At 71.2% G+C, this 22,286-nt stretch carries 15 protein-coding genes; 8 read left to right on the plus strand and 7 right to left on the minus strand.

The genetic code is table 11. The features are described 5' to 3' along the window. Positions 1 to 267: 267 nt before the first annotated feature. The 3 genes from pulA (at position 268) to ACZ3UD_RS00075 (ending at position 10,766) form a co-directional block, all read left to right on the plus strand. Complete coding sequence (gene pulA, locus ACZ3UD_RS00065) at positions 268 to 5,883, plus strand: pullulanase-type alpha-1,6-glucosidase (protein WP_465580450.1); 5,616 nt, start codon at positions 268 to 270, stop codon at positions 5,881 to 5,883. 572 nt (positions 5,884 to 6,455) lie between these two features. Continuing rightward, positions 6,456 to 8,786: a M4 family metallopeptidase gene (locus ACZ3UD_RS00070; protein ID WP_465580452.1), complete on the plus strand. Its 2,331-nt coding sequence runs from the start codon at positions 6,456 to 6,458 to the stop codon at positions 8,784 to 8,786. Positions 8,787 to 9,032: 246 nt separating this feature from the next. Continuing rightward, the gene (locus ACZ3UD_RS00075; protein ID WP_465580454.1) at positions 9,033 to 10,766 is read left to right on the plus strand and encodes a carbohydrate-binding module family 20 domain-containing protein; all 1,734 of its coding nucleotides are present in this window, start codon (positions 9,033 to 9,035) and stop codon (positions 10,764 to 10,766) included. A gap of 360 nt (positions 10,767 to 11,126) precedes the next feature. Here the strand turns inward: ACZ3UD_RS00075 and ACZ3UD_RS00080 are convergent, their stop codons facing one another. Next, positions 11,127 to 11,909, minus strand: coding sequence for an SDR family oxidoreductase (locus ACZ3UD_RS00080; protein WP_465580456.1), 783 nt, complete (start codon positions 11,907 to 11,909; stop codon positions 11,127 to 11,129). A gap of 405 nt (positions 11,910 to 12,314) precedes the next feature. Here ACZ3UD_RS00080 and ACZ3UD_RS00085 point away from each other — a divergent pair, with 405 nt between their 5' ends. Further along, complete coding sequence (locus ACZ3UD_RS00085; protein ID WP_465580458.1) at positions 12,315 to 13,370, plus strand: alpha/beta hydrolase; 1,056 nt, start codon at positions 12,315 to 12,317, stop codon at positions 13,368 to 13,370. Positions 13,371 to 13,529: 159 nt separating this feature from the next. Beyond that, entirely contained in the window at positions 13,530 to 14,381 is an 852-nt protein-coding gene (locus ACZ3UD_RS00090) for a hemerythrin domain-containing protein (protein ID WP_465580460.1), read from the plus strand. A gap of 117 nt (positions 14,382 to 14,498) precedes the next feature. Here ACZ3UD_RS00090 and ACZ3UD_RS00095 read toward each other — a convergent pair whose 3' ends face one another. The 3 genes from ACZ3UD_RS00095 to ACZ3UD_RS00105 all read right to left on the minus strand — a co-directional run bounded on the left by ACZ3UD_RS00095 (position 14,499) and on the right by ACZ3UD_RS00105 (position 16,408). Next, on the minus strand, positions 14,499 to 15,092 hold the full coding sequence (locus ACZ3UD_RS00095; RefSeq protein ID WP_465580462.1) for a DUF6891 domain-containing protein: 594 nt from the start codon (positions 15,090 to 15,092) through the stop codon (positions 14,499 to 14,501). 83 nt (positions 15,093 to 15,175) lie between these two features. Then, a complete protein-coding gene (locus ACZ3UD_RS00100) occupies positions 15,176 to 15,721 on the minus strand; it encodes an FHA domain-containing protein (protein WP_465580465.1) in 546 nt (181 codons plus the stop codon). Positions 15,722 to 15,847: 126 nt separating this feature from the next. Continuing rightward, positions 15,848 to 16,408 carry a DUF1697 domain-containing protein gene (locus ACZ3UD_RS00105; RefSeq protein WP_465580468.1) on the minus strand — a complete coding sequence of 187 codons (561 nt, stop codon included), beginning with the start codon at positions 16,406 to 16,408 and terminating at the stop codon, positions 15,848 to 15,850. Between the two features lie 105 nt (positions 16,409 to 16,513). Between ACZ3UD_RS00105 and ACZ3UD_RS00110 the strand changes: the two genes are divergently transcribed. Then, positions 16,514 to 16,984 (plus strand): pyridoxamine 5'-phosphate oxidase family protein, encoded by a 471-nt coding sequence (locus ACZ3UD_RS00110; RefSeq protein WP_465580470.1) that lies wholly within the window; start codon positions 16,514 to 16,516, stop codon positions 16,982 to 16,984. A gap of 145 nt (positions 16,985 to 17,129) precedes the next feature. On the opposite strand, the gene ACZ3UD_RS00115 is transcribed toward ACZ3UD_RS00110, so the two are convergent. Then, entirely contained in the window at positions 17,130 to 17,486 is a 357-nt protein-coding gene (locus tag ACZ3UD_RS00115; protein WP_465580472.1) for an arsenate reductase family protein, read from the minus strand. 121 nt (positions 17,487 to 17,607) lie between these two features. Here ACZ3UD_RS00115 and ACZ3UD_RS00120 point away from each other — a divergent pair, with 121 nt between their 5' ends. Continuing rightward, entirely contained in the window at positions 17,608 to 18,825 is a 1,218-nt protein-coding gene (locus ACZ3UD_RS00120) for a cytochrome P450 (RefSeq protein WP_465580474.1), read from the plus strand. A gap of 182 nt (positions 18,826 to 19,007) precedes the next feature. After that, positions 19,008 to 20,096, plus strand: coding sequence for a PP2C family protein-serine/threonine phosphatase (locus ACZ3UD_RS00125; protein WP_465580476.1), 1,089 nt, complete (start codon positions 19,008 to 19,010; stop codon positions 20,094 to 20,096). On the opposite strand, the gene ACZ3UD_RS00130 is transcribed toward ACZ3UD_RS00125, so the two are convergent. Further along, on the minus strand, positions 20,083 to 20,469 hold the full coding sequence (locus ACZ3UD_RS00130) for a hypothetical protein (RefSeq protein ID WP_465580478.1): 387 nt from the start codon (positions 20,467 to 20,469) through the stop codon (positions 20,083 to 20,085). The two genes, ACZ3UD_RS00125 and ACZ3UD_RS00130, sit on opposite strands and share 14 nt — an antisense overlap. A gap of 177 nt (positions 20,470 to 20,646) precedes the next feature. Further along, complete coding sequence (glnA, locus tag ACZ3UD_RS00135; protein ID WP_380609181.1) at positions 20,647 to 22,059, minus strand: type I glutamate--ammonia ligase; 1,413 nt, start codon at positions 22,057 to 22,059, stop codon at positions 20,647 to 20,649. Positions 22,060 to 22,286 lie beyond the last annotated feature (227 nt).

Consider the following 22,286-nt stretch of genomic DNA (forward strand, 5'->3'; position numbering starts at 1 on the left):
GTGGATTCTTCACCGGCTGTCCCCCTTGAGGGCTAGGGGGCGGATCCCACCGGGGTAGGGGGTGCGATCGGGTCTGGTGGTTACCGGCGGAACGGGCATACGTCCCATTGTCATGCCGGCGGCCGGAGGGGCGTAACCGGGGTGGTCCGGAGCGCCCGTGGCCTGGATTTTCCCGGCACGAAACGTTTTCTGCATCTTGCTGAAACATATTGCAGGCCGCTAGCTTCCTGGGAAATCGATCGCCCTTCCCCCTAAGGGAGCCCCTCAGTGGCCGATACGCCGCTCCGCCCCCGACGGAGCACTGCCCGACGGAGCACCGGCCGCCGCAGACCCGGCCGCACGGCCGTGCTGCTGGCCGCCGCACTGACCGCCGCCACCCTCGGCGGCGCCCCCGCGGCCCTCGCCGCCGCCCCGCCGCCCCCGCCCTCGGACGCCGCGCTGGCGGCCACCGCCGGGCGGCACGACCTCACCCGCGAGCAGTTCTACTTCGTCCTGCCCGACCGCTTCGCCAACGGCGACGCCGCCAACGACACCGGCGGCATCACCGGGGGCCGGCTGGACAACGGCTTCGACCCCGGCGACAAGGGCTTCTACCACGGCGGCGACCTGGCCGGTCTGATCCAGAAGCTCGACTACATCCAGAACCTCGGCACCACCGCGATCTGGATGGCCCCGATCTTCAAGAACAAGCCGGTGCAGGGCAGCGGAGCCGACGCCTCGGCCGGCTACCACGGCTACTGGATCACCGACTTCACCCAGGTCGACCCGCACTTCGGCACCAACGAGCAGCTGAAGGAGCTGATAGCCAAGGCGCACGCGCGCGGCATCAAGGTCTTCTTCGACGTCATCACCAACCACACCGCCGACGTCATCGACGACGCCGAGCAGCAGCACGGCTACCGCTCGGTCGGCGCTTACCCGACCCTCGACGCCGACGGCAACCCGGTCGACGAGACCGCGATCGCCGACGCTCCCCCAGCCTCCGGCCGGGAGGTACCCCCAGCGCCTCCCTGGCCGAAGATCACCGAGGACTCCTTCCCCTACACCCCGGTCTTCCGCACCCCGGCCGACGCCAAGGCCAAGAGCCCGTCCTGGCTCAACGACCCGGCGCTGTACCACAACCGCGGCGACTCGACCTTCGTCGGCGAGTCCGCCACCGAGGGCGACTTCAACGGCCTGGACGACCTGGACACCCAGAACCCCCGGGTGGTGAAGGGCTTCGAGCAGGTCTACCAGCAGTGGGTCAAGGACACCGGTGTGGACGGCTTCCGGATCGACACCGTCAAGCACGTCGACATGGCCTTCTGGCAGCAGTGGGCGCCCGCGCTCAAGGACTTCGCCACCAAGCAGGGCGACAAGAAGTTCTTCATGTTCGGCGAGGTCTACTCCGGCGACCCGGCGGTCACCTCGCCGTACGTCACCAAGGGCAAGCTGCAGGCCACGCTCGACTTCCCGTTCCAGGGCGCGGCCCGCTCGTACGTCTCGCAGGGCGGCTCGGCCAGGAACCTCGCCGACGTCTACGCCCAGGACTACCGCTACACCAGCGCCGACACCGACGCGTACGAGCTGCCGACCTTCCTCGGCAACCACGACATGGGCCGCTTCGGCTCCTTCCTGCTCGCCGACAACCCGGGCGCCGACGACGCCACCCTGCTGAAGAAGGACCGGCTCGGCAGCGAGCTGCAGTTCCTCACCCGCGGCCAGCCCGTCGTCTACTACGGCGACGAACAGGGCTTCACCGGCGCGGGCGGCGACAAGGACGCGCGGCAGGACATGTTCGCCTCCAAGACGCCCTCCTACAACAGCGACCGGGTGCTCGGCGGCGCCTCCGGCCCGGCCGACCGGTACGGGCAGGGCGGCGAGCTCTACCAGGGCATCGCGGGCCTGGCCAAGCTGCGCCGGGACAACCCGGCGCTGGCCGACGGCGCGCAGATCGAGCGCTACGCGGCCGACGGCGCGGGCGTGTACGCCTTCTCCCGGATCGACGCCGGCCAGCAGGTCGAGTACCTGGTGGCGGTCAACAACGCCACCGAGGCGAAGACCGTCACGCTGGACACCTTCTCGGCGGGGATGGGCTTCGACCCGGTCTACCCCTCGGCCGGAGCGCGGGTCACCAGCGGCGCGGACCGCAAGGTGACCGTGACCGTCCCGGCGCTGTCCGCCGTGGTGCTCAAGGCGGGCGCCAAGCTGGCCGCCGTGAACGCCGCGCCGCAGCTCTCGGTGCAGCCGCCGGCGGACGGCTCGACCGGCCCGGTCACGGTCGGCGCCACGGCGGACGGCGGCGGGTTCAACCGGGTGAGCTTCGCCGCGCAGATCGGCAACGGGCCCTGGCAGACCCTGGGGACGGCCGACACCGGGAAGTCCGGCTCCGACGGCCGGAGGCTCTTCGCCGTCACCCAGGACCTGAGCGCCGTCGCGCCCGGCACGGTGGTGCGGTACAAGGCCGTCGTGCAGGACTCCAGCGGCCATCTGCGCTCCGCCACCGCGAGCTTCACCACCGGCACCCCCGCGCCCAAGCCGGTGCCCACCGCCGGTGCCCGCCCGTACGCCGTGGTCCACTACAACCGGCCGGACGGCGACTACGACGGCTGGAACCTCTACGCCTGGGGCGACCTCGCCGACGGCGAGGGCACCCAGTGGCCGGCCGGGCACCCCTTCGTCGGGCGGGACGCGTACGGCGCCTTCGCCTACGTGCGGCTGAAGCCCGGGGCCTCGGACGTCGGCTTCATCGTCGAGAAGAACGGCGTCAAGGACGTGGACGCCGACCGGCACATCGACGTCGGCGCCACCGGCGAGGTGTGGCTGAAGCAGGGCGACGCGACCGTCCGTACGGCCGACCCGGGCCCGGCGAACACGCAGCCGGCGAACACCGTCGTGATCCACTACAACCGGGCCGACGGGAACTACGACGGCTGGGGCCTGCACGACTGGACCGGCGCCGCCAACCCCACCGACTGGGGCAAGCCGCTGATGCCGGCCCGCCGGGACGCCTTCGGCGCCGTCTTCGAGGTGCCGCTCGCCCCCGGGGCGACCAGCCTCAGCTACATCCTGCACCACGGCAACGACAAGGACCTGCCCGCCGACCAGTCGGTCGACTTCGCCGTCAACGGCAAGGAGGTGTGGATCCTCGGCGGCCGTGAGGGCTACCTGCTGCCGCAGAACCCCGCCGCCTCCTCGCAGTTGGACCTCTCCGGCGCCAAGGCCCAGTGGATCGACGCGAAGACCGTCGTCGTCCCGGCGAACTACGGCGCCACCGACCAGGCCCTGGCCGGCGGCACCAGCGTCCAGCTGGTCTACGACCCCGAGGGCGGCATCCGCGCCGACAAGGGCGTGCTGACCAAGCCGGGCAAGTGGATCCGCCTCAGCCCCGTGGCCGGCGGACTGACCGACGCCCAGAAGGCCGAGTACCCGCACCTGGCGGGCTACCGGGCCTTCACCGTGGACGCCCGGGACACCGCCCGCGTCCCGGCCGCGCTGCGCGGCCAGCTGCTGTTCACCGAACACCTGCCGAGCGGCGCGGTGCTGGCCGGGACGGGCGTCCAGACCCCGGGCGTGCTGGACGACCTGTACGCGCGCCGCACCGGCAAGGTGGACTTCGGCCCGGCGTACTACGACGGCAAGGTCGCGCTCTCGCTGTGGGCGCCGACGGCCCAGGAGGTGTCCGTCCAGGTCTTCGACAGCGCCACCGGGGGCACCCCGAGGACGCTGCCGCTGAAGCTGGACGACGAGACCGGGGTGTGGGAAGCCGTCCGCGACAAGCAGGAGTTGGACGGCAAGTACTACCTGTACCAGGTGAAGGTCTGGGCGCCGTCGGTGCAGCAGCTGGTGGTCAACACCGTCACCGACCCGTACTCGGTGGCGCTGTCCACCGACTCCAGGCGCAGCCTGGTCGCCGACCTGGACGCCAAGGAGCTCAAGCCGCAGGGCTGGGACGACCAGCCCCGCCCGCAGGCCGTCCCGCCCGCGCAGCAGCAGATCCAGGAACTGCACGTCCGGGACTTCTCGGTGGAGGACACCACCGTCCCGGAGGCCGAGCGCGGCACCTACCTGGCGTTCACCGAGTCCGACTCGGCCGGGATGAAACACCTCCGGGACCTCGCCAAGGCCGGGGTGACCACGGTGCACCTGCTGCCGACCTTCGACATCGCCACCATCCACGAGAACCGGGCCGACCAGAAGCTGCCGGCCTGCGACCTCAAGTCCCTGCCGCCGGACAGCCCGAAGCAGCAGGAGTGCGTGGCGGCCGTCGCCGCCGACGACGCGTACAACTGGGGCTACGACCCGCTGCACTACAACGTGCCGGAGGGCTCCTACGCCGCCGACCTCGGGGGCACCTCCCGGCCGGCGGCCGGGGGAGGTACGGCGCGCACCGTGCAGTTCCGGCAGATGGTGCAGGCGATGCACGCGGCCGGGCTGCGGGTGGTACTGGACGTGGTCTACAACCACACCGCCGCCAGCGGCCAGGCCGAGCACTCGGTGCTGGACAAGGTCGTCCCCGGCTACTACCAGCGGCTGGACGCCGACGGCAAGGTGACGGCGGACAGTTGCTGCGCCGACACCGCGCCCGAGCACGCCATGATGAACCGGCTGGTGGTCGACTCGGTGACCCTGTGGGCCCGGGAGTACCAGGTCGACGGCTTCCGCTTCGACCTGATGGGCCTCGACCCGAAGTCCACCATGCTGGACGTGCAGGCCGCGCTGCGGAAGATGACGCCCGAGTCGGACGGCGTGGACGGGAAGAACATCTTCCTCTACGGCGAGGGCTGGAACTTCGGCACCGTCGCCAACAACGCCCGGTTCGAGCAGGCCACCCAGCAGAACATGGCCGGCACCGGCATCGCCACCTTCGACGACCGGATCCGCGACGCCGCCCGCGGCGGCAACTTCATGCTCAGCTCGGCGCCGCAGCAGGGCTTCGCCTCGGGCCTGTACACCGACCCCAACGGCTCGCCCGCGAACGGCAGCCCGGAGGAGCAGAAGGCCCGACTGCTGCACCAGATGGACCAGTTGAAGGTCGGGCTGACCGGCAACCTGGCCGGCTACTCCTTCACCGACAGCTCGGGCAAGGCCGTCACCGGCGCCCAGGTCGACTACAACGGCGCCCCGACCGGGTACGCGGCCAAGCCGGGGGAGGCGGTGGAGTACGTGGACGCCCACGACAACACCGACCTGTTCGACGCGCTCGCGTACAAGCTGCCGACCGGCACCGCGCCCGCCGACCGGGCCCGGATGCAGGCGCTCGGGCTGTCGCTGACCGCGCTCACCCAGGGCGCGGGCTTCGCCCAGGCCGGCAGCGACCTGCTGCGCTCCAAGTCGCTGGACTCCAACGCCTACGACTCCGGCGACTGGTTCAACGCCATCCACTGGCCCGATCCAACGACGGGGGCCACGGACGGCAACGGCTGGGGCCGCGGCCTGCCGATGGCCAAGGACAACCAGGAGATGTGGCCGACCGCCCGGTCCCTGCTGGCCAACCCGAAGTTGACCGTGGGCGCGGCCGACATCCAGGCGACCACCGCGCAGTTCCAGGACTTCCTGCGGATCAAGCAGTCCTCGCCGCTGTTCTCGCTCCCCACCCTGGCCGACGTCCAGCAGCGGCTGTCGTACCCGCTCTCCGGCACGTCCGGCGAGACGCCCGGGGTGATCACCCTGCACCTGGACGGCACCGGACTACCGGGCGCGGAGAAGGGCATCACGGTGGTCTTCAACGCCACGCCCACCACCCAGACCCAGGTCGTGGCCAAGCTGAAGGGGACCGGCCAGGCGCTGCACCCCGTCCAGGCGGCCGGGGTGGACCGGGTGGTGAAGCAGTCCGGCTTCGACGCCGCGACCGGGACCTTCACCGTGCCGGGTCGTACCGTGGCGGTATTCGTCCAGAACTGACCCACTGATTCCGACTGTCCGGTAACTCCCGGGCCCTGCACCGCTGTTACGGCCGGTGCGGGGCCCGGTTCCGTTTCGGCCGGGGAATGGCCGGAATCCGGCGGTGGCACGGCCGGAACTGTGACGTGCCGCACCCGTGCGACGCTGCCCCCTACCGCGCGGTAGGGGGCGGAGGACTGAGCGCTGGTCAGTCACCTCCGGCTGTGATCGAACTTTGCCGGGATCATGAAAACCGTGTTCAAGACTTGGTTATGCCGTAACACAACTGACGAACCGTTGTGCATACGGTTTCGGTAATGAATCGGCCAATCAGTGGCATGCATCTGTCATTAACGGCGCGTTTGCTGCCACGATTCCTCCGACCGCAGACGAGGGGGCCCCACCCCCCGGTGCAGTCGCTCCAGTTGAGGTGCAGCGCGTCCCAACCCTGCAACGAACCTTTGCAACGCCCGTGAGCACCGCAACCGCACCCCCGTCGCACCCGCCGCCGGGGGCCCCCACTGCGCCGCAACCCCGCGGCCCAGGTTCTCTCCACCGCGCGCGAACCGGCGCCGGTCGGAAAAGGAGTCCGCATGTCCCGTTACGCTCACACCCGGAAGGCGGCGGTCGTCCTGGCCGCCACCACCGCGCTGCTGGTCACCGGCATACCCGTGATCGCCCAGGCCGCCCCGGACGCGCCGGCCGCCGTCGCCGCCCAGCAGACCACCCGGGCCGCGCTGATCGCCTCGGCGAACCAGCAGACCGCCTCCCTCGCCCAGGCCCTCGGCCTGGACGGCAAGGAGAAGCTGGTCACCAAGGACGTTGTCCAGGACGCCAACGGCGGTCGCCACCTGCGCTACGAGCGCACCTACGCCGGACTCCCCGTCCTCGGCGGCGACCTGATCGTCCACCAGGACGCGGCCGGCGCCACCAAGAGCGTGACCAAGGCCAGCGAGGCCAGCCTCGCGGGCGTCGACACCACCCCGGCCCTGGCCGCCCCGAAGGCCCAGGAGGCCGCGCTCGCCGCCGAGCAGGGCTCGGTCGACTCCGCCCCGCGCCTGGTCGTCTGGGCCGCCGACGGCACCCCGAAGCTCGCCTGGGAGACGGTCGTCAACGGCCGCGAGTCCGACGGCACCCCGAGCAAGCTGCACGTCGTCACCGACGCCAAGACCGGTGACGTGCTCAGCAAGGCCGACGGCATCAAGCGCGGCAGCGGCAACGGCGTGTTCGTCGGTCAGGTTCCGCTGACCACCACCCAGAGCGGCTCGCAGTTCCAGCTCAAGGACGCCACCCGCGGCGGCCAGTACACCACCGACATGGCCAACGGCACCTCCGGCAACGGCACGCTGTTCACCAACTCGACCGACACCTGGGGCAACGGCCAGGTCAGCAACCGTCAGTCCGCCGCCGTGGACGCCCAGTACGGTGCCGCCGTCACCTGGGACTTCTACAAGAACTCCTTCGGTCGCAGCGGCATCAAGAACGACGGTGTCGGCGCCATGAGCCGGGTCCACTACGACACCGGCTACGTCAACGCGTTCTGGGACGACGGCTGCTTCTGCATGACCTACGGCGACGGCGCGAGCGACACCCACCCGCTCACCGAACTCGACGTCTCCGGCCACGAGATGAGCCACGGCGTCACCTCGGCCACCGCCAACCTGAACTACTCGGGCGAGTCCGGCGGCCTCAACGAGGCGACCTCCGACATCATGGGCACCGGCGTCGAGTTCTACGCCAACCTGCCCGCCAACCCGCCGAACTACCTGATCGGCGAGCTGATCGACATCAACGGCAACGGCACGCCGCTGCGCTACATGGACAAGCCCTCCAAGGACGGCTCCTCGGCCGACTCCTGGTACTCGGGCGTGGGCAACCTGGACGTCCACTACTCGTCCGGTGTCGCCAACCACTTCTTCTACCTGCTGTCCGAGGGCAGCGGCGCCAAGACCATCAACGGTTTCAGCTACAACAGCCCGACGGTCAACAACATCACCGTCACCGGCATCGGCCGGGACAAGGCGCTGCAGGTCTGGTACAAGGCGCTGACCGCCTACATGACCTCCACCACCAACTACGCCGCCGCCCGCACCGCGACCCTGAACGCGGCCACCGACCTGTACGGCGCGAACAGCACCGAGTACAACCAGGTCGCCACCGCCTGGGCCGCGGTCAACGTCGGCTCGCTGCCCAACCCGGGCGGCGTCACCGTCACCAACCCGGGCAACCAGTCCACCGCGGTGGGCGGCTCGGTCAACCTGCAGATCAAGGCCTCGGGCGGGACGGCTCCGCTGTCCTACTCGGCCACCGGCCTGCCGGCCGGCCTGGCCATCAACGCCAGCACCGGCGTGATCACCGGCACCGCGACCACCGCGGGCAACTCCAACGTGACGGTGACGGTGAAGGACTCGGCCGGCAAGACCGGGACCACCAGCTTCACCTGGGCGGTCACCGGTGGTGGCGGCGGTACCTGCACCCCGGCGCAGCTGCTCGGCAACCCGGGCTTCGAGACGGGCACGGCGGCGCCGTGGACGGCGAGCTCGGGCGTGGTCGACAACAGCTCCTCGCAGGCGGCGCACGGCGGTTCGTGGAAGGCGTGGCTGAACGGCTACGGCAGCACCCACACCGACACGGTGTCCCAGACGGTGACGATCCCGGCGGGCTGCAAGGCGACGCTGAGCTTCTGGCTGCACATCGACACCGCCGAGTCGGGCTCGACCGCGTACGACAAGCTGACCGTGTCGGTGAACGGCACCACGCTGAAGACCTACTCCAACGTGGACGCCGCGGCCGGCTACCAGCAGCGCACCTTCGACCTCTCCGCCTACGCGGGCCAGAGCGTCACCCTGAAGTTCACCGGCACCGAGGACTCCTCGCTGCAGACGAGCTTCGTGATCGACGACACCTCCGTCCAGACCAGCTGACGTCCGGTCGGTAGGCAAGGCCCGGCAGCCACGGCTGCCGGGCCTTCGCCGTACTCCGGATGCCGTACTCCGGATACTGAACTCCGGATACTGATGCGGAAACGTTTCTGTCGGTTACCTTGACGCTGTCTTTCCATGGCTCTAAGTTCTCTGAAAGTTTCCGGCAAGTTACAGAATTTTCTTGCAGCGCCGGATTCAGAGATTCATCCCGGCTGCCCCACCCCAGCCACCCCCCATGGAGACAACGTGGTCACCACCCCCACCCGCCGGCCCGCCCGCGCGGCCGGTGCGCTCGCCGCCTCGGTGGCGCTCGCGCTCTCGCTCACCGGGAGCCTCGGCACCCCCGCCGCCCACGCCACCCCGCCCGCGAACAACGGCAAGGACGTCACCGCCACCCTCTTCGAGTGGCGCTTCGACTCGGTCGCCCAGGCCTGCACCTCCACCCTCGGCCCGAAGGGCTACGGCTTCGTCGAGGTCTCGCCGCCCCAGGAGCACATCCAGGGCCCGCAGTGGTGGACCTCGTACCAGCCGGTCAGCTACCAGATCGCCGGGCGGCTCGGCGACCGCACCTCCTTCAAGAACATGGTCGACACCTGCCACGCGGCCGGGGTCAAGGTGATCGCCGACGCCGTCGTCAACCACATGACGGCCGGCTCCGGGACGGGCACCGGCGGCACGGTGTACACCAAGTACAACTACCCCGGCACGTACCAGGACCAGGACTTCCACACCTGCCGCCAGCCGATCACCAACTACCAGGACCGCACCAACGTGCAGGACTGCGAACTGGTCAACCTGGCCGACCTGGACACCGGCAGCGCCTACGTCCAGACCACCATCGCGCACTACCTGGACGACCTGGGCTCGCTCGGCGTCGACGGCTACCGGATCGACGCCGCCAAGCACATCGCGGCCGGCGATCTCGCCGCGATCAAGGCCAAGATGGCCAACCCCAACGCCTACTGGGTGCAGGAGGTCATCTACGGCGCCGGCGAGCCGATCCAGCCCTCCGAGTACACCGGCAACGGCGACGTCGACGAGTTCCGGGTCGGCACCGACCTCAAGCGCGTCTTCACCAGCGATAAGCTCGCCAACCTCAGCGGCTGGGGCGCCTCCTGGGGCTACCTGCCGAGCGGCCAGGCGCGCAGCTTCATCGACAACTGGGACACCGAGCGCAACGGCTCCACCCTCAACTACACCTACGGCAACACCTACACGCTGGCCAACGTCTTCCTGCTGGCCTCGACCTACGGCTCGCCCAACATCTACTCGGGCTACAGCTTCACCAACAACGACGACGGCCCGCCCAACGGCGGCACCGTGAACGCCTGCTACCAGGACGGCTGGAACTGCACCCACGCCTGGCGGCAGATCGCCAACATGGTCGGCTTCCGCAACGCGGTCGCGGGCACCGGGGTGACCGACTGGTGGTCCAACGGCAACAACGCGATCGCCTTCGGCCGCGGCAACCGGGGCTACGTCGCGATCAACCACGAGAGCGGCGCGATCACCCAGACCTTCCAGACCGGGCTGCCCGCCGGGACGTACTGCGACGTCCAGCACGGCGACCCGCGGCCGGGCGGCGGCTGCACCGGCCCGACGTACCAGGTGGGCGCCAACGGGCAGTTCACCGCGACGGTCGGCGCGGGCGACGCGGTCGCGCTGTACGTCCAGCCCGGGACGAACGTCTCCGGCGCCTCCTTCAACGTCAACGCGACCACCTCGTACGGTCAGAACATCTATGTGGTCGGCGACGTCCCCGCGCTCGGTGGCTGGGACCCGGCCAAGGCGCTGCCGCTCTCCTCGGCCGGCTACCCGGTCTGGTCGCTCGCGCTCTCGCTGCCGGGCGGCACGTCCTTCCAGTACAAGTACGTCCGCAAGGACGCGAGCGGGGCGGTGACCTGGGAGTCCGGGGCCAACCGGACGGCGACCGCGCCCGCTTCGGGGAACGTCACGCTGAACGACACCTGGCAGCCGTAGCCCCGGGACCCTTTGAGACTCCTTGCGACCTCTTGCGACCCCTTGGGACCCCCGTCAGCCTGGGCTGACGGGGGTCCCTCCTTCGAGCGAGAGTTCCAAGCCGGACTCCGGAGGGTTGGCCAGCCGCCGTACGAACAGTGAGTCAGGTACCTTCGGCGGGCGGGAGCGGAGCCTTCGGGCTCGAAAGCCCGTGGAGACTCGGTAAGACCGACGGCAATGCCGGCACTGGTCGTTGAAGCAGGAAGCCACGGTCGTGCCACAACGCGTGGTACGGGCCAGAACCTCCGGCCCGCAGATCGGAGAGCGCGTCAATCGCACGACGGGTAGCGACGGGTGAGGGCGTACAGGCCGCCGGGGTCCTCAGCCCCGCCCGATGTACGGCATCGCCGTCGCCATCACGGTGGCGAACTGCACATTGGCCTCCAGCGGCAGCCCGGCCATATGCCGTACGGTCCGCGCCACATCGGCCACGTCCATGGTCGGCTCGGGTGCGATCCGGCCGTCCGCCTGCCGCACCCCGGCGCTCATCGCGGCCGTCATGTCGGTCGCCGCGTTGCCGATGTCGATCTGGCCGCAGGCGATCCGGTACGGACGGCCGTCCAGCGAGAGCGACTTGGTCAGACCGGTGATCGCGTGCTTGGTCGCGGTGTAGGCGATCGAGTGCGGGCGCGGGACGTGCGCGGAGATCGAGCCGTTGTTGATGATGCGGCCGCCCTGCGGGGCCTGGGCCCGCATCTGCCGGAACGCGGCCCGGGCGCAGAGGAAGGCGCCGGTCAGGTTGAGGTCGACCACCGCCCGCCAGTCCTCGACCGCCAACTCCTCCACCGGGACGGCCGGGCCGAAGGTGCCGGCGTTGTTGAACAGCAGGTCCACCCGGCCGTGGCGTTCGACGGCCGTCGCGAACAGCGCGTCCACCGCCGCCGGATCGGTGACGTCGGTCGGCACCACCTCGGCCGGGGCGGCGCAGAGCGCGGCCGTCCCCCGCAGCGGCTCGGCGCGGCGTCCGGCCAGCACCACCCGCCACCCGGCCGCGGCCAGCTCCACCGCGACGGCCCGGCCGACTCCGCTCCCGGCCCCGGTGACGACGGCGACTCCGGCAGCCGGGGCCGTTCCGGCGGTGGCGGCGGTGATCTGCTCGGACATGGTGCTCTCCTCGGTGGACGGGTACCGGTGCGGTCACTCTCCGGGCGTGCTGAGGAGATCGTTCCGGATGTGCGGGCCGCCGTCACTGGTCAAAGCACCCAAAAACCGGACGGCCCGGCCGGTGGGCGGCTGTGGCCCCCGCCGTCCGGCCCCCGCCGTCCGGCGGGAGGGGTGAAGGCCTTTACCTGATCGCGAACAAACATTGGATTTCCGGTGGCTACCTCGCAACCGGCCCACCCTGGCCCACGTCATAAGATCGCAGGAAGGCGCGCTTCCGTAAGCGACGTCGCGCCCACCACTCCGGGGACCGCACCAGCACCGCGCCCCCGGGCCTGTCCGGCCCCACCGGGGGGCCGCCGCCCGGTCAGACGGACCGGGCGTGACATCGGTCGGAGAGTTCTCACCGTGCTTAGGCAGTCGTCCCGTTCCCGTGCCGTCCTGACCGGCGCCGCCGTCCTCACCCTGGCCGCCTCGCTCGCGGCCTGCGGGAGTTCCGGCGGCGGGAAGGGGAACGCCTCGGCGGACGGCACCCCGGCGGCGACCGGTGGTGCGGGCAGCCCGACCGCCGGCACCGCCGTCTCGGCCGTGCCCTCCGCCGAGCAGCCCACCCCGGCCAGCGGGGCGGTGCAGATGCCGACCGGCCCGGCCCCCGCCATGAACAAGGTCCGGGACACCGCGGCCGGCCCGATCATGATGACCAAGGTGACCGGCGCCAAGTCCGGTGTCACCGGCCAGGTCTGGGTCTGGCTGCCGCCCGAGTACAACGACCCCAAGTACGCCAAGACCGGCTTCCCGGTGCTCACCCTCTATGCGGGCGGCCAGAGCAACGGCTACAACACCTGGACCGACAACCAGCTGCCGATCCAGGAGGAGGACGAGCGGCTGGTCAAGGAGGGCAAGGCCCACCCGTTCATCATGATCATGCCGGTGCAGAACTTCAACAGCGACGAGAAGAACGCGCTGGACTGCTCCGACATCCCGGGCCAGCCCAAGATGGGCACCTGGATGGCCGAGGACATCCCGGACTGGGTCCGCGCCAACTTCCGCACCCTGAAGGGCCGCGACAGCTGGGGCGTGATGGGCGCCTCCACCGGCGGCTTCTGCAGCGCCAAGATGGCCCTGCAGCACCCGGACGTCTACAAGGCCGCGGTGCCGATCGACGGCTACTTCATCCCGGACTCCGGGTTGTGGAAGGGCCACGACGCCGAGAAGGCGGCCAACAGCCCCAACCAGCTGATCACCCAGGGCAAGGCCGACGTGAAGATGTACGTCACCGCGGGCGGCGCCAACGGCTACGAGAAGGATGTCGTCAAGAGCTGGGTGGCCAAGGCCGTCCCGCCGGTGTCCATCGAGTACTACGAGCAGCCCGGTGGCAAGCACCTCACCTCGGACTTCAAGAAGATGATCCCGGACATCCTGCAGTGGCTCACCAAGAACCTGGCGGGCCCCGCCTCGGACTGACCCGGGGGGTGGTTCGGCGGGCGGGCTTCGGTCCATGCGCAGGCCCGTGACCTGCGCGTCAATCGGACATTGATTCGCTTCTGATCGACTGCGAGCACCTTGGCTGGGCGGCCATCACGGGCCGCCCCAGCCGTCCTGCCACGTCGTGAAGAGAGCCTCATGCCGATCCACCTGCTGCCCCAGCCCGCTCCCTCCGTGCCCGCGCAGGCGAAGTCCGCTGCCGACTCCCGGGGGACGGACACGTACGGGCGGACCGCGGACGAGGAGCCGCTCATCGCCCGGTTCGCCGGGCTGCGGCTGGTGCACGCCGCACTGCGCCGGGACCTCGCCCGACTGCCCAACGCGCTGCGGCTGCTCCAGCCCGAGGAGGAGCACAAGGGCGAGGCGCTGCTGCGGCACTGGACCTTCATGACCGCGATGCTGACCTGCCACCACGAGCAGCAGGACACCCGGATCTGGCCGATCGTGCGGCGCTTCGCGCCCGAGCTGCGGCTGCTGCTCAACTGGCTGGAGGCCGACCACCACAACCTCGACCACTCCTTCACCCGGGTCACCACGCTGGTCCGGATCGCCAGCCGGGACACCGGCAGCGCCTGGCCGGTGGCGTACGCGATGGAGGACCTGGCGGCCCGGCTGGAGACCCATCTGCGGATCGAGGAGCGGCAGTTGCTGCCCCGGATGGAGCGGGTGGTCACCGACAACTCCCGGCTCGGCGGCCTGGGCGAGCTGCTCGACCTGCTGCGCTCGGCGGACGGCCCGGGCACCGCGGACGCACTGGCCTGGCTGCTGGACGGGGTGGAGCCGGCGACGGTCGAGCGGCTGCTGGCCGAGTGCGACGACGACGTGGCCCGCAACTGGCCGCACTGGCAGGCGACCTACCAGCGCTGCACGGCGCCGCTGTGGGGGCCGTCGGGTGACCTGGGCGGGGGAGCGGTCGGCGGCGGGCCGGTCGGCGGCAACCTGAGCATCTTCGGCGAGGGCCTCGGCGGTCTGGGGAGCGTCGTCGACTGACCCGCGGCTCTTTTCGCGGGCCGTCGATCTACGCGCGTGGCATTGGCCTCAGGCATATGCAAAAAACCGGTCGGTGTGCCAACTCCCTTGTCCCATGGGGGATTGTGCTCCCGACGCCTACTCCGGCAGGCGGTTGAGCCACTCCAGCGGAGCGATTCGGATCGCCGTGTGCGGCGAACCGTCCCACTCCACCGGAAGGCCGACCGCCTCCAACGCGGCCACCACGGCCCGGCCGACCTCCACCGTCCGCCGCTCCGACACCTCGCCCGGCTCGTCCCCGGCCCGGAACCCGCCGTAGCGCAGCATCAGTCCGAGCCCGGCCGCGGCCGCCTCGGTGTCCTGCTGGTGGAAGAAGACGAAGCCGTACGAATCCTCATCGGCCTCGTCGCCGATCTCCGCATAGCCGCAGCCCGCACAGCAGGTGAAGTCCATCGCCGCGACGATGCCCTGCTCCTCCAGCGCGTCGAAGGCCTCCTCCAGCCGGTCCACGTCCGTGGTCTGCGGCCACTCGGACTGCTCGGCCAGCCGCTCGGTCCACAGCGGAGCGACGATCCGCTCCGCCTCCTCCTGTGTCAGGCCCTGGTCGTCGAGGACCTCGACCAGGGACTCGGCTATCTCGTCCGGCTCCTGGAAGCCGCACCGGATCAACTCGCGAGCCCGCTCCCGGGCTTCGACCAGCACATCGGGGGTGAGCGCCGTCTCCTGGGTCATGCCCGCATCCTCGCACCCACCACGGACAATTCACCGGCGGGCCCCCGCCGGTGCGCTACCGTCCGCCGGTGACCGGCTGATCCTCAGTGCGCGGCGAGCCGGAACTCCAGGTTGCCGAACCGCACCTGGTCGCCCGGCCGGACCGGCACCCCGCCCGCTATCCGCCGCCCGTTCACGTGCGTGCCGTTGGTCGAGCCGAGGTCGTAGAGCACCCAGCCGCCGTTCTCGTGCCGCAGCTGCGCGTGGTGCCGGGAGACCGAGGCGTCGTGCAGCCGCAGCCCCGAGCCGGGGATCCGTCCGATCGTCAACTGCCCGGCCCCGGAGTGCGGGAGGCTCAGCCCGGGCAGTCGCTCGGTGTGCCAGGCCCGGTTCAGCCGGTCGCCGAAGCCGGACACCCGGCCGACCACCCGCAGCACGAAGCGCTCCACCGGCCCGCCGGTGGGCAGCCCGGCCACCGCCGCGTCCAACTCGGCGCGGCTGGTGGCCTGGAGGACGATCTCCATCCGGCCGAGGAAGGTGTCGTGCGACAGCCGGCCGCTGCCCGCGCCCTCGCGCAGCACCCCGAGCGCCGCTTCCCGTTCGGCGTCGGAGGGCCGGGCTTGGCCGGTGGGAAGCTCAGGCTGCGTCATGGCCCGATTGTCGGATCGACCGGCTCGGACTGTCCAGATCACGCCGTGCTCCGGCGCTCGGTTCGTACGTCACTGCACTCCAGACGCCCGGACCGGGGACGCGGTTCCAGTTCGCCGGACGGGCCGTCAGGCCTTGCGGGCGGCCGCGAGGATCTTCTCCGTGGTGTGCAGGAACCGGGAGGTGACTGACCCCCGGTAGCCCTTGCCGAACATGTCCTTGGTGACCCACTTGCCGTCCTGGAGGTGGACCACGACGTACGCGGCCCCGGGATCGGCGCCGAGCACCTCGACGTCGCCCCTCGCCGAGCGGTGCGGGCGGGCGAGCTCGGCCGGCAGTGGCTCGGAGAGGAAGGCGATCACCAGCCGCACGTCCGGCGTCACCTCGACGCCCCGGAACGGCTCGGCGGCGAGCAGCCCGGCTACCTCGTCGACCGTCCGCAGCATGACCGGCACCGGGTAGCCGAGCGCCCGCTCCAGGTGCTCCTCGATCCGCCGGGTCAGCGCGGCGCGGTCCGCGGCCCGGTCCGGTCCGTCGGTGCTGAAGAAGACGTTGCCGCTCTGGATGTACGAGCGGACGTTCCCCAGCCCCAGTTCGGTGAAGAGCGCCCGCAGCCGCTCCATCCGCACCGTCCGGCCGCCGACGTTGATGGCCCGCAGGAACGCGATGTAGGTGGTCGTGGTGGTCACCCCGCCAGTGTGGCACCGGCCGCCGACAACGCCCGGTCCGGACCGCGTGCCGCACCCGGCCGCTCGTACCCGGCGGTTGTCGGTGTCGGCTGCCAGACTGGCGCCATGGCTACCTGGCAGGATTTCGAGCACGAGGCCCCCGAACTCGCGGCCCTGGTACGGGCCCGGTTCGAGGCGAACAAGCACCACGTCCTGGCGACGCTGCGCAGGGACGGTTCACCCCGGGTGAGCGGGACGGAGGTCAACTTCATCGGCGCCGACGCCTGGCTCGGATCGATGTACCAGGCGGTCAAGGCGCGCGACCTCCAGCGGGACGCCCGCTTCGCGCTGCACGCCCACCCGGGCGACGAGACCATGGCCGGCGGGGACTCCAAGCTCTCCGGCCGCGCGGTGGAGGTCACCGACGAGGACGAGATCGCCGCCTTCTCGGCCGAGCTGCCCGAGCCGCCGCCCACCCCGTTCCACCTGTTCCGGCTGGACCTCCAGCAGGTGGTGCACACCGCCCTGGAGGGCGACCAGCTGCTGGTCCACAACTGGCAGCCGGGCCGGCCGGTGGAGACGACCCGGCTCCACTGACAGGTCCCGACGTTTCCGGCAGCCGCGACCGGCAGCCGCGACCGGCAGTCGCGACCGGCCGCCGGGAACGGCCGTCGGGAACGGCGGTCGGGAACGGCGGTCGGGAACGGCGGTCGGGAACGGCCGTCGGGAACGGCCAACCGTCCTACGGCAGGACGGACTTGAGGGCCTCGGGGGTCCGGGCCACGACGGCGTGCCCGTCGTCCGCGGTGATGATCGGCCGCTGGATCAGCACCGGGTGCTCGGCCATAGCAGCGATCCAGCGCGCCCGCTCGCCCGCCTCCCGGGGCCACTCCTTCATCCCCAGGTCCTTCGCGACCGGCTCGCCGGTGCGGGTGATGTCCCAGGGCTCCAGGCCCAGGCGCTCCAGCACCTGCTCCAGCTCGGCCGCCGTCGGCGGCTCCTCCAGGTAGCGCCGCACGGTGTACTCCACCCCGGCGCCGTCCAGCTCGCTGAGCGCCGTCCGGCACTTGCTGCAGCGCGGATTGATCCAGATCTCCATGCCGGCCAGCCTATCGAGGGCCCGCCCTCGGGCCCGCGTCCGAACCGCCCGGACGGGAACTCCGGCGTACCCGCCGGTGGTTCACGAGCCGGGAACCATCGTCTTCGGAGGGGAGCACCGGATGGACGGCGCGACGATCATCGAGCAGCTGATGACCGCGGAGGTGAGGACCGACCCGTACCCGCTGTACGCGAGGGCACACGAGCTCGGCCCGGTGGTCCCGGCGGGGGACGGGATGTACGTGGTGAGCGGGTACGCGGCGGTCAACAAGGTGCTGCGCACCCCCGCCTTCGGTGTCGCGACCGCCGACATGATGGCCGGCCTGGCCCCGGAGTTCGCCGCGCACTCCTCACTGGCCCTGTTCGGCCGCTCGATCCTCCAGCGCAACGCGCCCGACCAGCCCCGGGTCCGCTCGCTGATCGCCTCGGTGTTCACCGCCCGCCGCGTCGCCGCGCTGCGCCCGGCCGTGGAGGCGGCGGTCGACCGGCTGCTGGACGGGATGGCCGAGCAGGGCGCCGACGGCTCGCCGGTGGACTTCATGGACGCCTTCGCCTTCCGGCTGCCGGTCGGGGTGATCTGCGAGCTGCTCGGCGTCCCCGAGCAGGACCGCTACCGCTTCCGCGGCCTCGCCGCCGACCTGACCGTCGCCCTGGAGGTCATCCAGGACCTCGACGAGCTGGACGACGCCGACCGGGCCGCCGACGAGCTGTCCGGGTACTTCACCGAGCTGGCCGCAGAACGCCTGGCCCGTCCGCAGGACGACCTGGTCAGCGACCTGGCCCGGATCGCCGCGGAGGACGACGGGCGGCTCTCCGCCGAGGAGCTGCTGGCCAATCTGGTGCTGCTGCTGGTGGCCGGGTTCGAGACCACCACCAACCTGCTCGGCAACGGCCTCGCCCTGCTGTTCCGCCACCCCGGGGCGGCCGCCGGGCTGCGCAGCGGCGCCGTCACCCCGGCCGGCTTCACCGACGAGGTGCTGCGCTTCGACTCCCCGGTCCAGGCCACCGGCCGCGTCGCGCTGGAGGAGGGCCTGAGCGTCGAGGGCCTGCCCGTCCCGCCCGGCAGCGGGGTGACCCTGCTGATCGGCGCGGCCCACCACGACCCGACCCGCTACGACCGCCCGGAGGCGTTCGACCCGACCCGCACCGACAGCCAGCCGCTCAGCTTCGGCGGCGGCCAGCACTTCTGCCTGGGCTACCAGCTGGCCAGGCTGGAGGCCGAGGTCGCGATACCGGCGCTGCTCGACCGCTTCCCCCGGCTCGCCCTGGGCGGGGTCCCCACCCGGCGCGACCGCCTGGTGCTGCGCGGCTTCGAGTCCCTGCTGGTAACCGTTCGCTGACCCCGGTCGGCCCTGTGCTTCCGGGGCCGCCGTCGGCCCGGCCGGCCCCGCCGGCCCCGGAATCCGGGACGCTCGGCCGTTCGTGACCGGGCCCGTTCGTGGGGGACCATGGAGGGACGAACCGGCCATTCCGGGCCTTTCCTCCCGGACCGGCCAGGCCGACCAGCCAGGAGGTCCCCGCCGTGTCAGCACCCCGCCCGCCGCAGCTCGCGGTCGCGCAATCCAGGGTGCCGCGCTGGGTGCCCTGGCTGCCCGTCCTGCTGCTGGTCGTCGACCTGATCGCCGAGGCCGTCGTCCCGGACGCCGTCGCCGCGGGCTTCCTGCTGACCGCCCTGCCGGTGGTGGCCGCGTTCAGCTACGGGCCGGTGCTGACCGCCGGCGCCACCGGCGGCTCGCTGGCGCTGCAACTGCTGCTGGCCCTGCGCGCGGGCCACATCAACGAGCAGCACCACGTCTGGGTCTACATCGCCACCCTGCTCTCCGGGGTGATGGGCACCGCCCTGTCCTGGCAGCGCACCCGGCAGAACCGCAACCTGCTCCAGGTCCGTACGGTCGCCGAGACCCTCCAGCGCACCGTGCTGCGGCCGGTCCCCGAGCGGACCGGCGGCCTGCGGGTGGCCGGTCTCTACCGCCCTGCCCAGGCGGAGGTGCTGGTCGGCGGCGACCTGTACGAGGTGTGCGACACCCGCTTCGGGGTCCGGGTGCTGCTCGGCGACGTCCGCGGCAAGGGCCTCGGCGCGGTCCGTACGGTGGCCGACGTGCTCGGCGCCTTCCGGGCGGCCGCTCACGACACCCCGCGCCTGGTCGAGCTCGCCGACCAGCTGGACCGCGCGGTGCTGCGCGACGCGGCCGAGCGCGGCGACGACGAGCTCTTCGTCACCGCCGTCCTGCTCCAGTACCGGTCGGGCGCCGACTGCGTGGAGATCGTCAACCGCGGCCACACCACCCCGATGCTGCTCGCCGCCGGCACCGTCGCCCCGGTGGCCTGCGCCGACGAGCTCCCGCTCGGCCTCGGCCATCTCGGGCCCGACGACGAGCCCGCCAAACCGACCACCGTCGCCCTGCCCCCGGGCCACACCGTCCTGCTCTACACCGACGGCGTCAGCGAGGCCCGCGACCGCGCCGGGGCCTTCTACCCGCTGGCGCCGCGCCTCGCCGCCCTGGGCAGCACCGCCCCCGACCGGGTGGTCTCCTTCCTGGCCCAGGACGTCCACCGGTTCGCCGGCCTGCTCGCCGACGACCTCGCCGTCCTCGCCCTCACCCCGGAGTAGCCCCCTGCCACTCCCACAGGTTCGCGAACAGCACCGCCTGCTCCCGCGCGTCGTCCAGCGCGTAGTGGGTGTGCGGCAGGTCCGGCAGCAGCTCCGGCGGCATCGACCGCTTCCCGATCCCGGCGAACGGCACCCCCGCCCGCGCCGCGTACAGCGTCCTCAGGTCCAGGCACCCGGAGTGCCCGAACGGGCTGGCACCGGTGAACCGCATCAGGTACCAGTACAGGAACTGCCAGTCGTACACCGCCGGGTAGGCCACCATCACCGGCCGGTACCGCCGCCCCTGCGGCCCGGTCCGCACCCGCTCCACCCACCGCCCGAACTCCCGCAGCGCCGCCCCGGGCTCCGCCCGTCCGCCTCCACGTCCACCCACACGTACACCGTCGGCGTCACCCCGCCGCTCCTGCTTCCCATGTCCCCGTCCAACCCACCCCGCAAGCGGATTCCCGCCGGCGGGCCCCGCACCCGCGAGCGCGGACCCGCGCCCGCCGGCGGAAACGCCCGCGGGGGCGCGGACGTGGCGTCCGCGCCCCCGCAGGGTGGGTGCTTCCTACAGGTCGTAGTACAGCTCGAACTCGTGCGGGTGGGGCCGGAGGGCGATCGGGGCGATCTCGTTGGTGCGCTTGAAGTCGATCCAGGTCTCGATCAGGTCCGGGGTGAAGACGTTGCCCGCGAGGAGGTACTCGTGGTCGGCCTCCAGGGCCTCCAGGACGGCGGGGAGGGAGGAGGGCACCTGCGGGACGTTGGCGTGCTCCTCGGGGGCGAGCTCGTAGAGGTCCTTGTCGACCGGCTCCAGCGGCTCGATCTTGTTGCGGATGCCGTCGAGGCCGGCCATCAGCATGGCGGAGAAGGCCAGGTAGGGGTTGGAGGACGGGTCCGGCGCGCGGAACTCGATGCGCTTGGCCTTGGCGTTGGATCCGGTGATCGGGATGCGGATCGCGGCCGAGCGGTTGCGCTGCGAGTAGACCAGGTTGACCGGCGCCTCGAAGCCCGGGACCAGGCGGTGGTAGGAGTTCACCGAGGGGTTGGTGAAGGCCAGCAGCGAGGGGGCGTGCCGGAGCAGGCCGCCGATGTAGTAGCGGGCGGTGTCGGACAGGCCGGCGTAGCCCTGCTCGTCGTAGAAGAGCGGCGAGCCCTCGCTCCACAGCGACTGGTGGACGTGCATGCCCGAGCCGTTGTCGCCGAAGATCGGCTTCGGCATGAAGGTGGCCGTCTTGCCGTTGCGCCAGGCGACGTTCTTGATGATGTACTTGAACAGCATCAGGTCGTCGGCGGCGTGCAGCAGGGTGTTGAACTTGTAGTTGATCTCCGCCTGGCCGGCCGTGCCGACCTCGTGGTGCTGGCGCTCGACCTCAAGGCCGGCCTTGGCCAGCTCCAGCGACATCTCGGCGCGCAGGTCGGCGAAGTGGTCCACCGGCGGGACGGGGAAGTAGCCGCCCTTGTACTTGACCTTGTAGCCGCGCGCGTCGCCCTCGGCGGCGCCGGTGTTCCAGGCGCCCGCCTCCGAGTCGATGTGGTAGAAGGACGCGTTGGCGCTGGTCTCGAACCGCACCGAGTCGAAGACGTAGAACTCCGCCTCGGGTCCGAAGAAGGCGGTGTCGGCGATGCCGGAGGATGCGAGGTAGGCCTCGGCCTTCTTGGCGACGTTGCGGGGGTCACGGCTGTAGGCCTCGCCGGTGACCGGGTCCTGGATGAAGAAGTTGATGTTGAGGTGCTTCTCGGCCCGGAACGGGTCGAGGCGGGCGGTGGCGAGGTCCGGCACGAGGGCCATGTCGGACTCGTGAATGGCCTGGAAGCCGCGGATCGACGAGCCGTCGAACATCAGGGTCTCGGACGGGTCGAAGGTCGCCGCAGGTACGGAGAAGTGCTGCAGTACGCCCGGCAGGTCGCAGAATCGGACATCGACGAACTTCACGTCGTTGTCCTGGATGAACTGCTTCACTTCGGCGGCGTTGTTGAACATCCATCCTCCTCGGCGTGCGAATTGGGCTCACCCTAGGAATGGGTCGTTTCCAGTCGGTGACCCGCTCGTTTCCTAGATGTTAACCAGGGCCGCCGAACAGGTGGCAAAGGCGTACGGTACGGGGCAAATCACCTCGCCGACCTGGGGACCATCGGGGAAGTGGTCTGGACCACTTGGTAAGCCCGGTGATCGGGATTCACCCGGTCGGGTCGGGGCCCGGCGCCGCG

Source organism: Kitasatospora sp. NPDC023118, assembly GCF_055560875.1.

What these genes read in the sequence shown, in the direction of transcription:
- ACZ3UD_RS00070 (WP_465580452.1), top strand. Translation starts at nt 6,456, where the DNA reads ATGTCCCGTTACGCTCACACCCGGAAGGCGGCGGTCGTCCTGGCCGCC.
- ACZ3UD_RS00080 (WP_465580456.1), bottom strand. Translation starts at nt 11,909, where the DNA reads ATGTCCGAGCAGATCACCGCCGCCACCGCCGGAACGGCCCCGGCTGCC.
- ACZ3UD_RS00090 (WP_465580460.1), top strand. Translation starts at nt 13,530, where the DNA reads ATGCCGATCCACCTGCTGCCCCAGCCCGCTCCCTCCGTGCCCGCGCAG.
- ACZ3UD_RS00095 (WP_465580462.1), bottom strand. Translation starts at nt 15,092, where the DNA reads ATGACCCAGGAGACGGCGCTCACCCCCGATGTGCTGGTCGAAGCCCGG.
- ACZ3UD_RS00100 (WP_465580465.1), bottom strand. Translation starts at nt 15,721, where the DNA reads ATGACGCAGCCTGAGCTTCCCACCGGCCAAGCCCGGCCCTCCGACGCC.
- ACZ3UD_RS00110 (WP_465580470.1), top strand. Translation starts at nt 16,514, where the DNA reads ATGGCTACCTGGCAGGATTTCGAGCACGAGGCCCCCGAACTCGCGGCC.
- ACZ3UD_RS00115 (WP_465580472.1), bottom strand. Translation starts at nt 17,486, where the DNA reads ATGGAGATCTGGATCAATCCGCGCTGCAGCAAGTGCCGGACGGCGCTC.
- ACZ3UD_RS00120 (WP_465580474.1), top strand. Translation starts at nt 17,608, where the DNA reads ATGGACGGCGCGACGATCATCGAGCAGCTGATGACCGCGGAGGTGAGG.
- glnA (WP_380609181.1), bottom strand. Translation starts at nt 22,059, where the DNA reads ATGTTCAACAACGCCGCCGAAGTGAAGCAGTTCATCCAGGACAACGAC.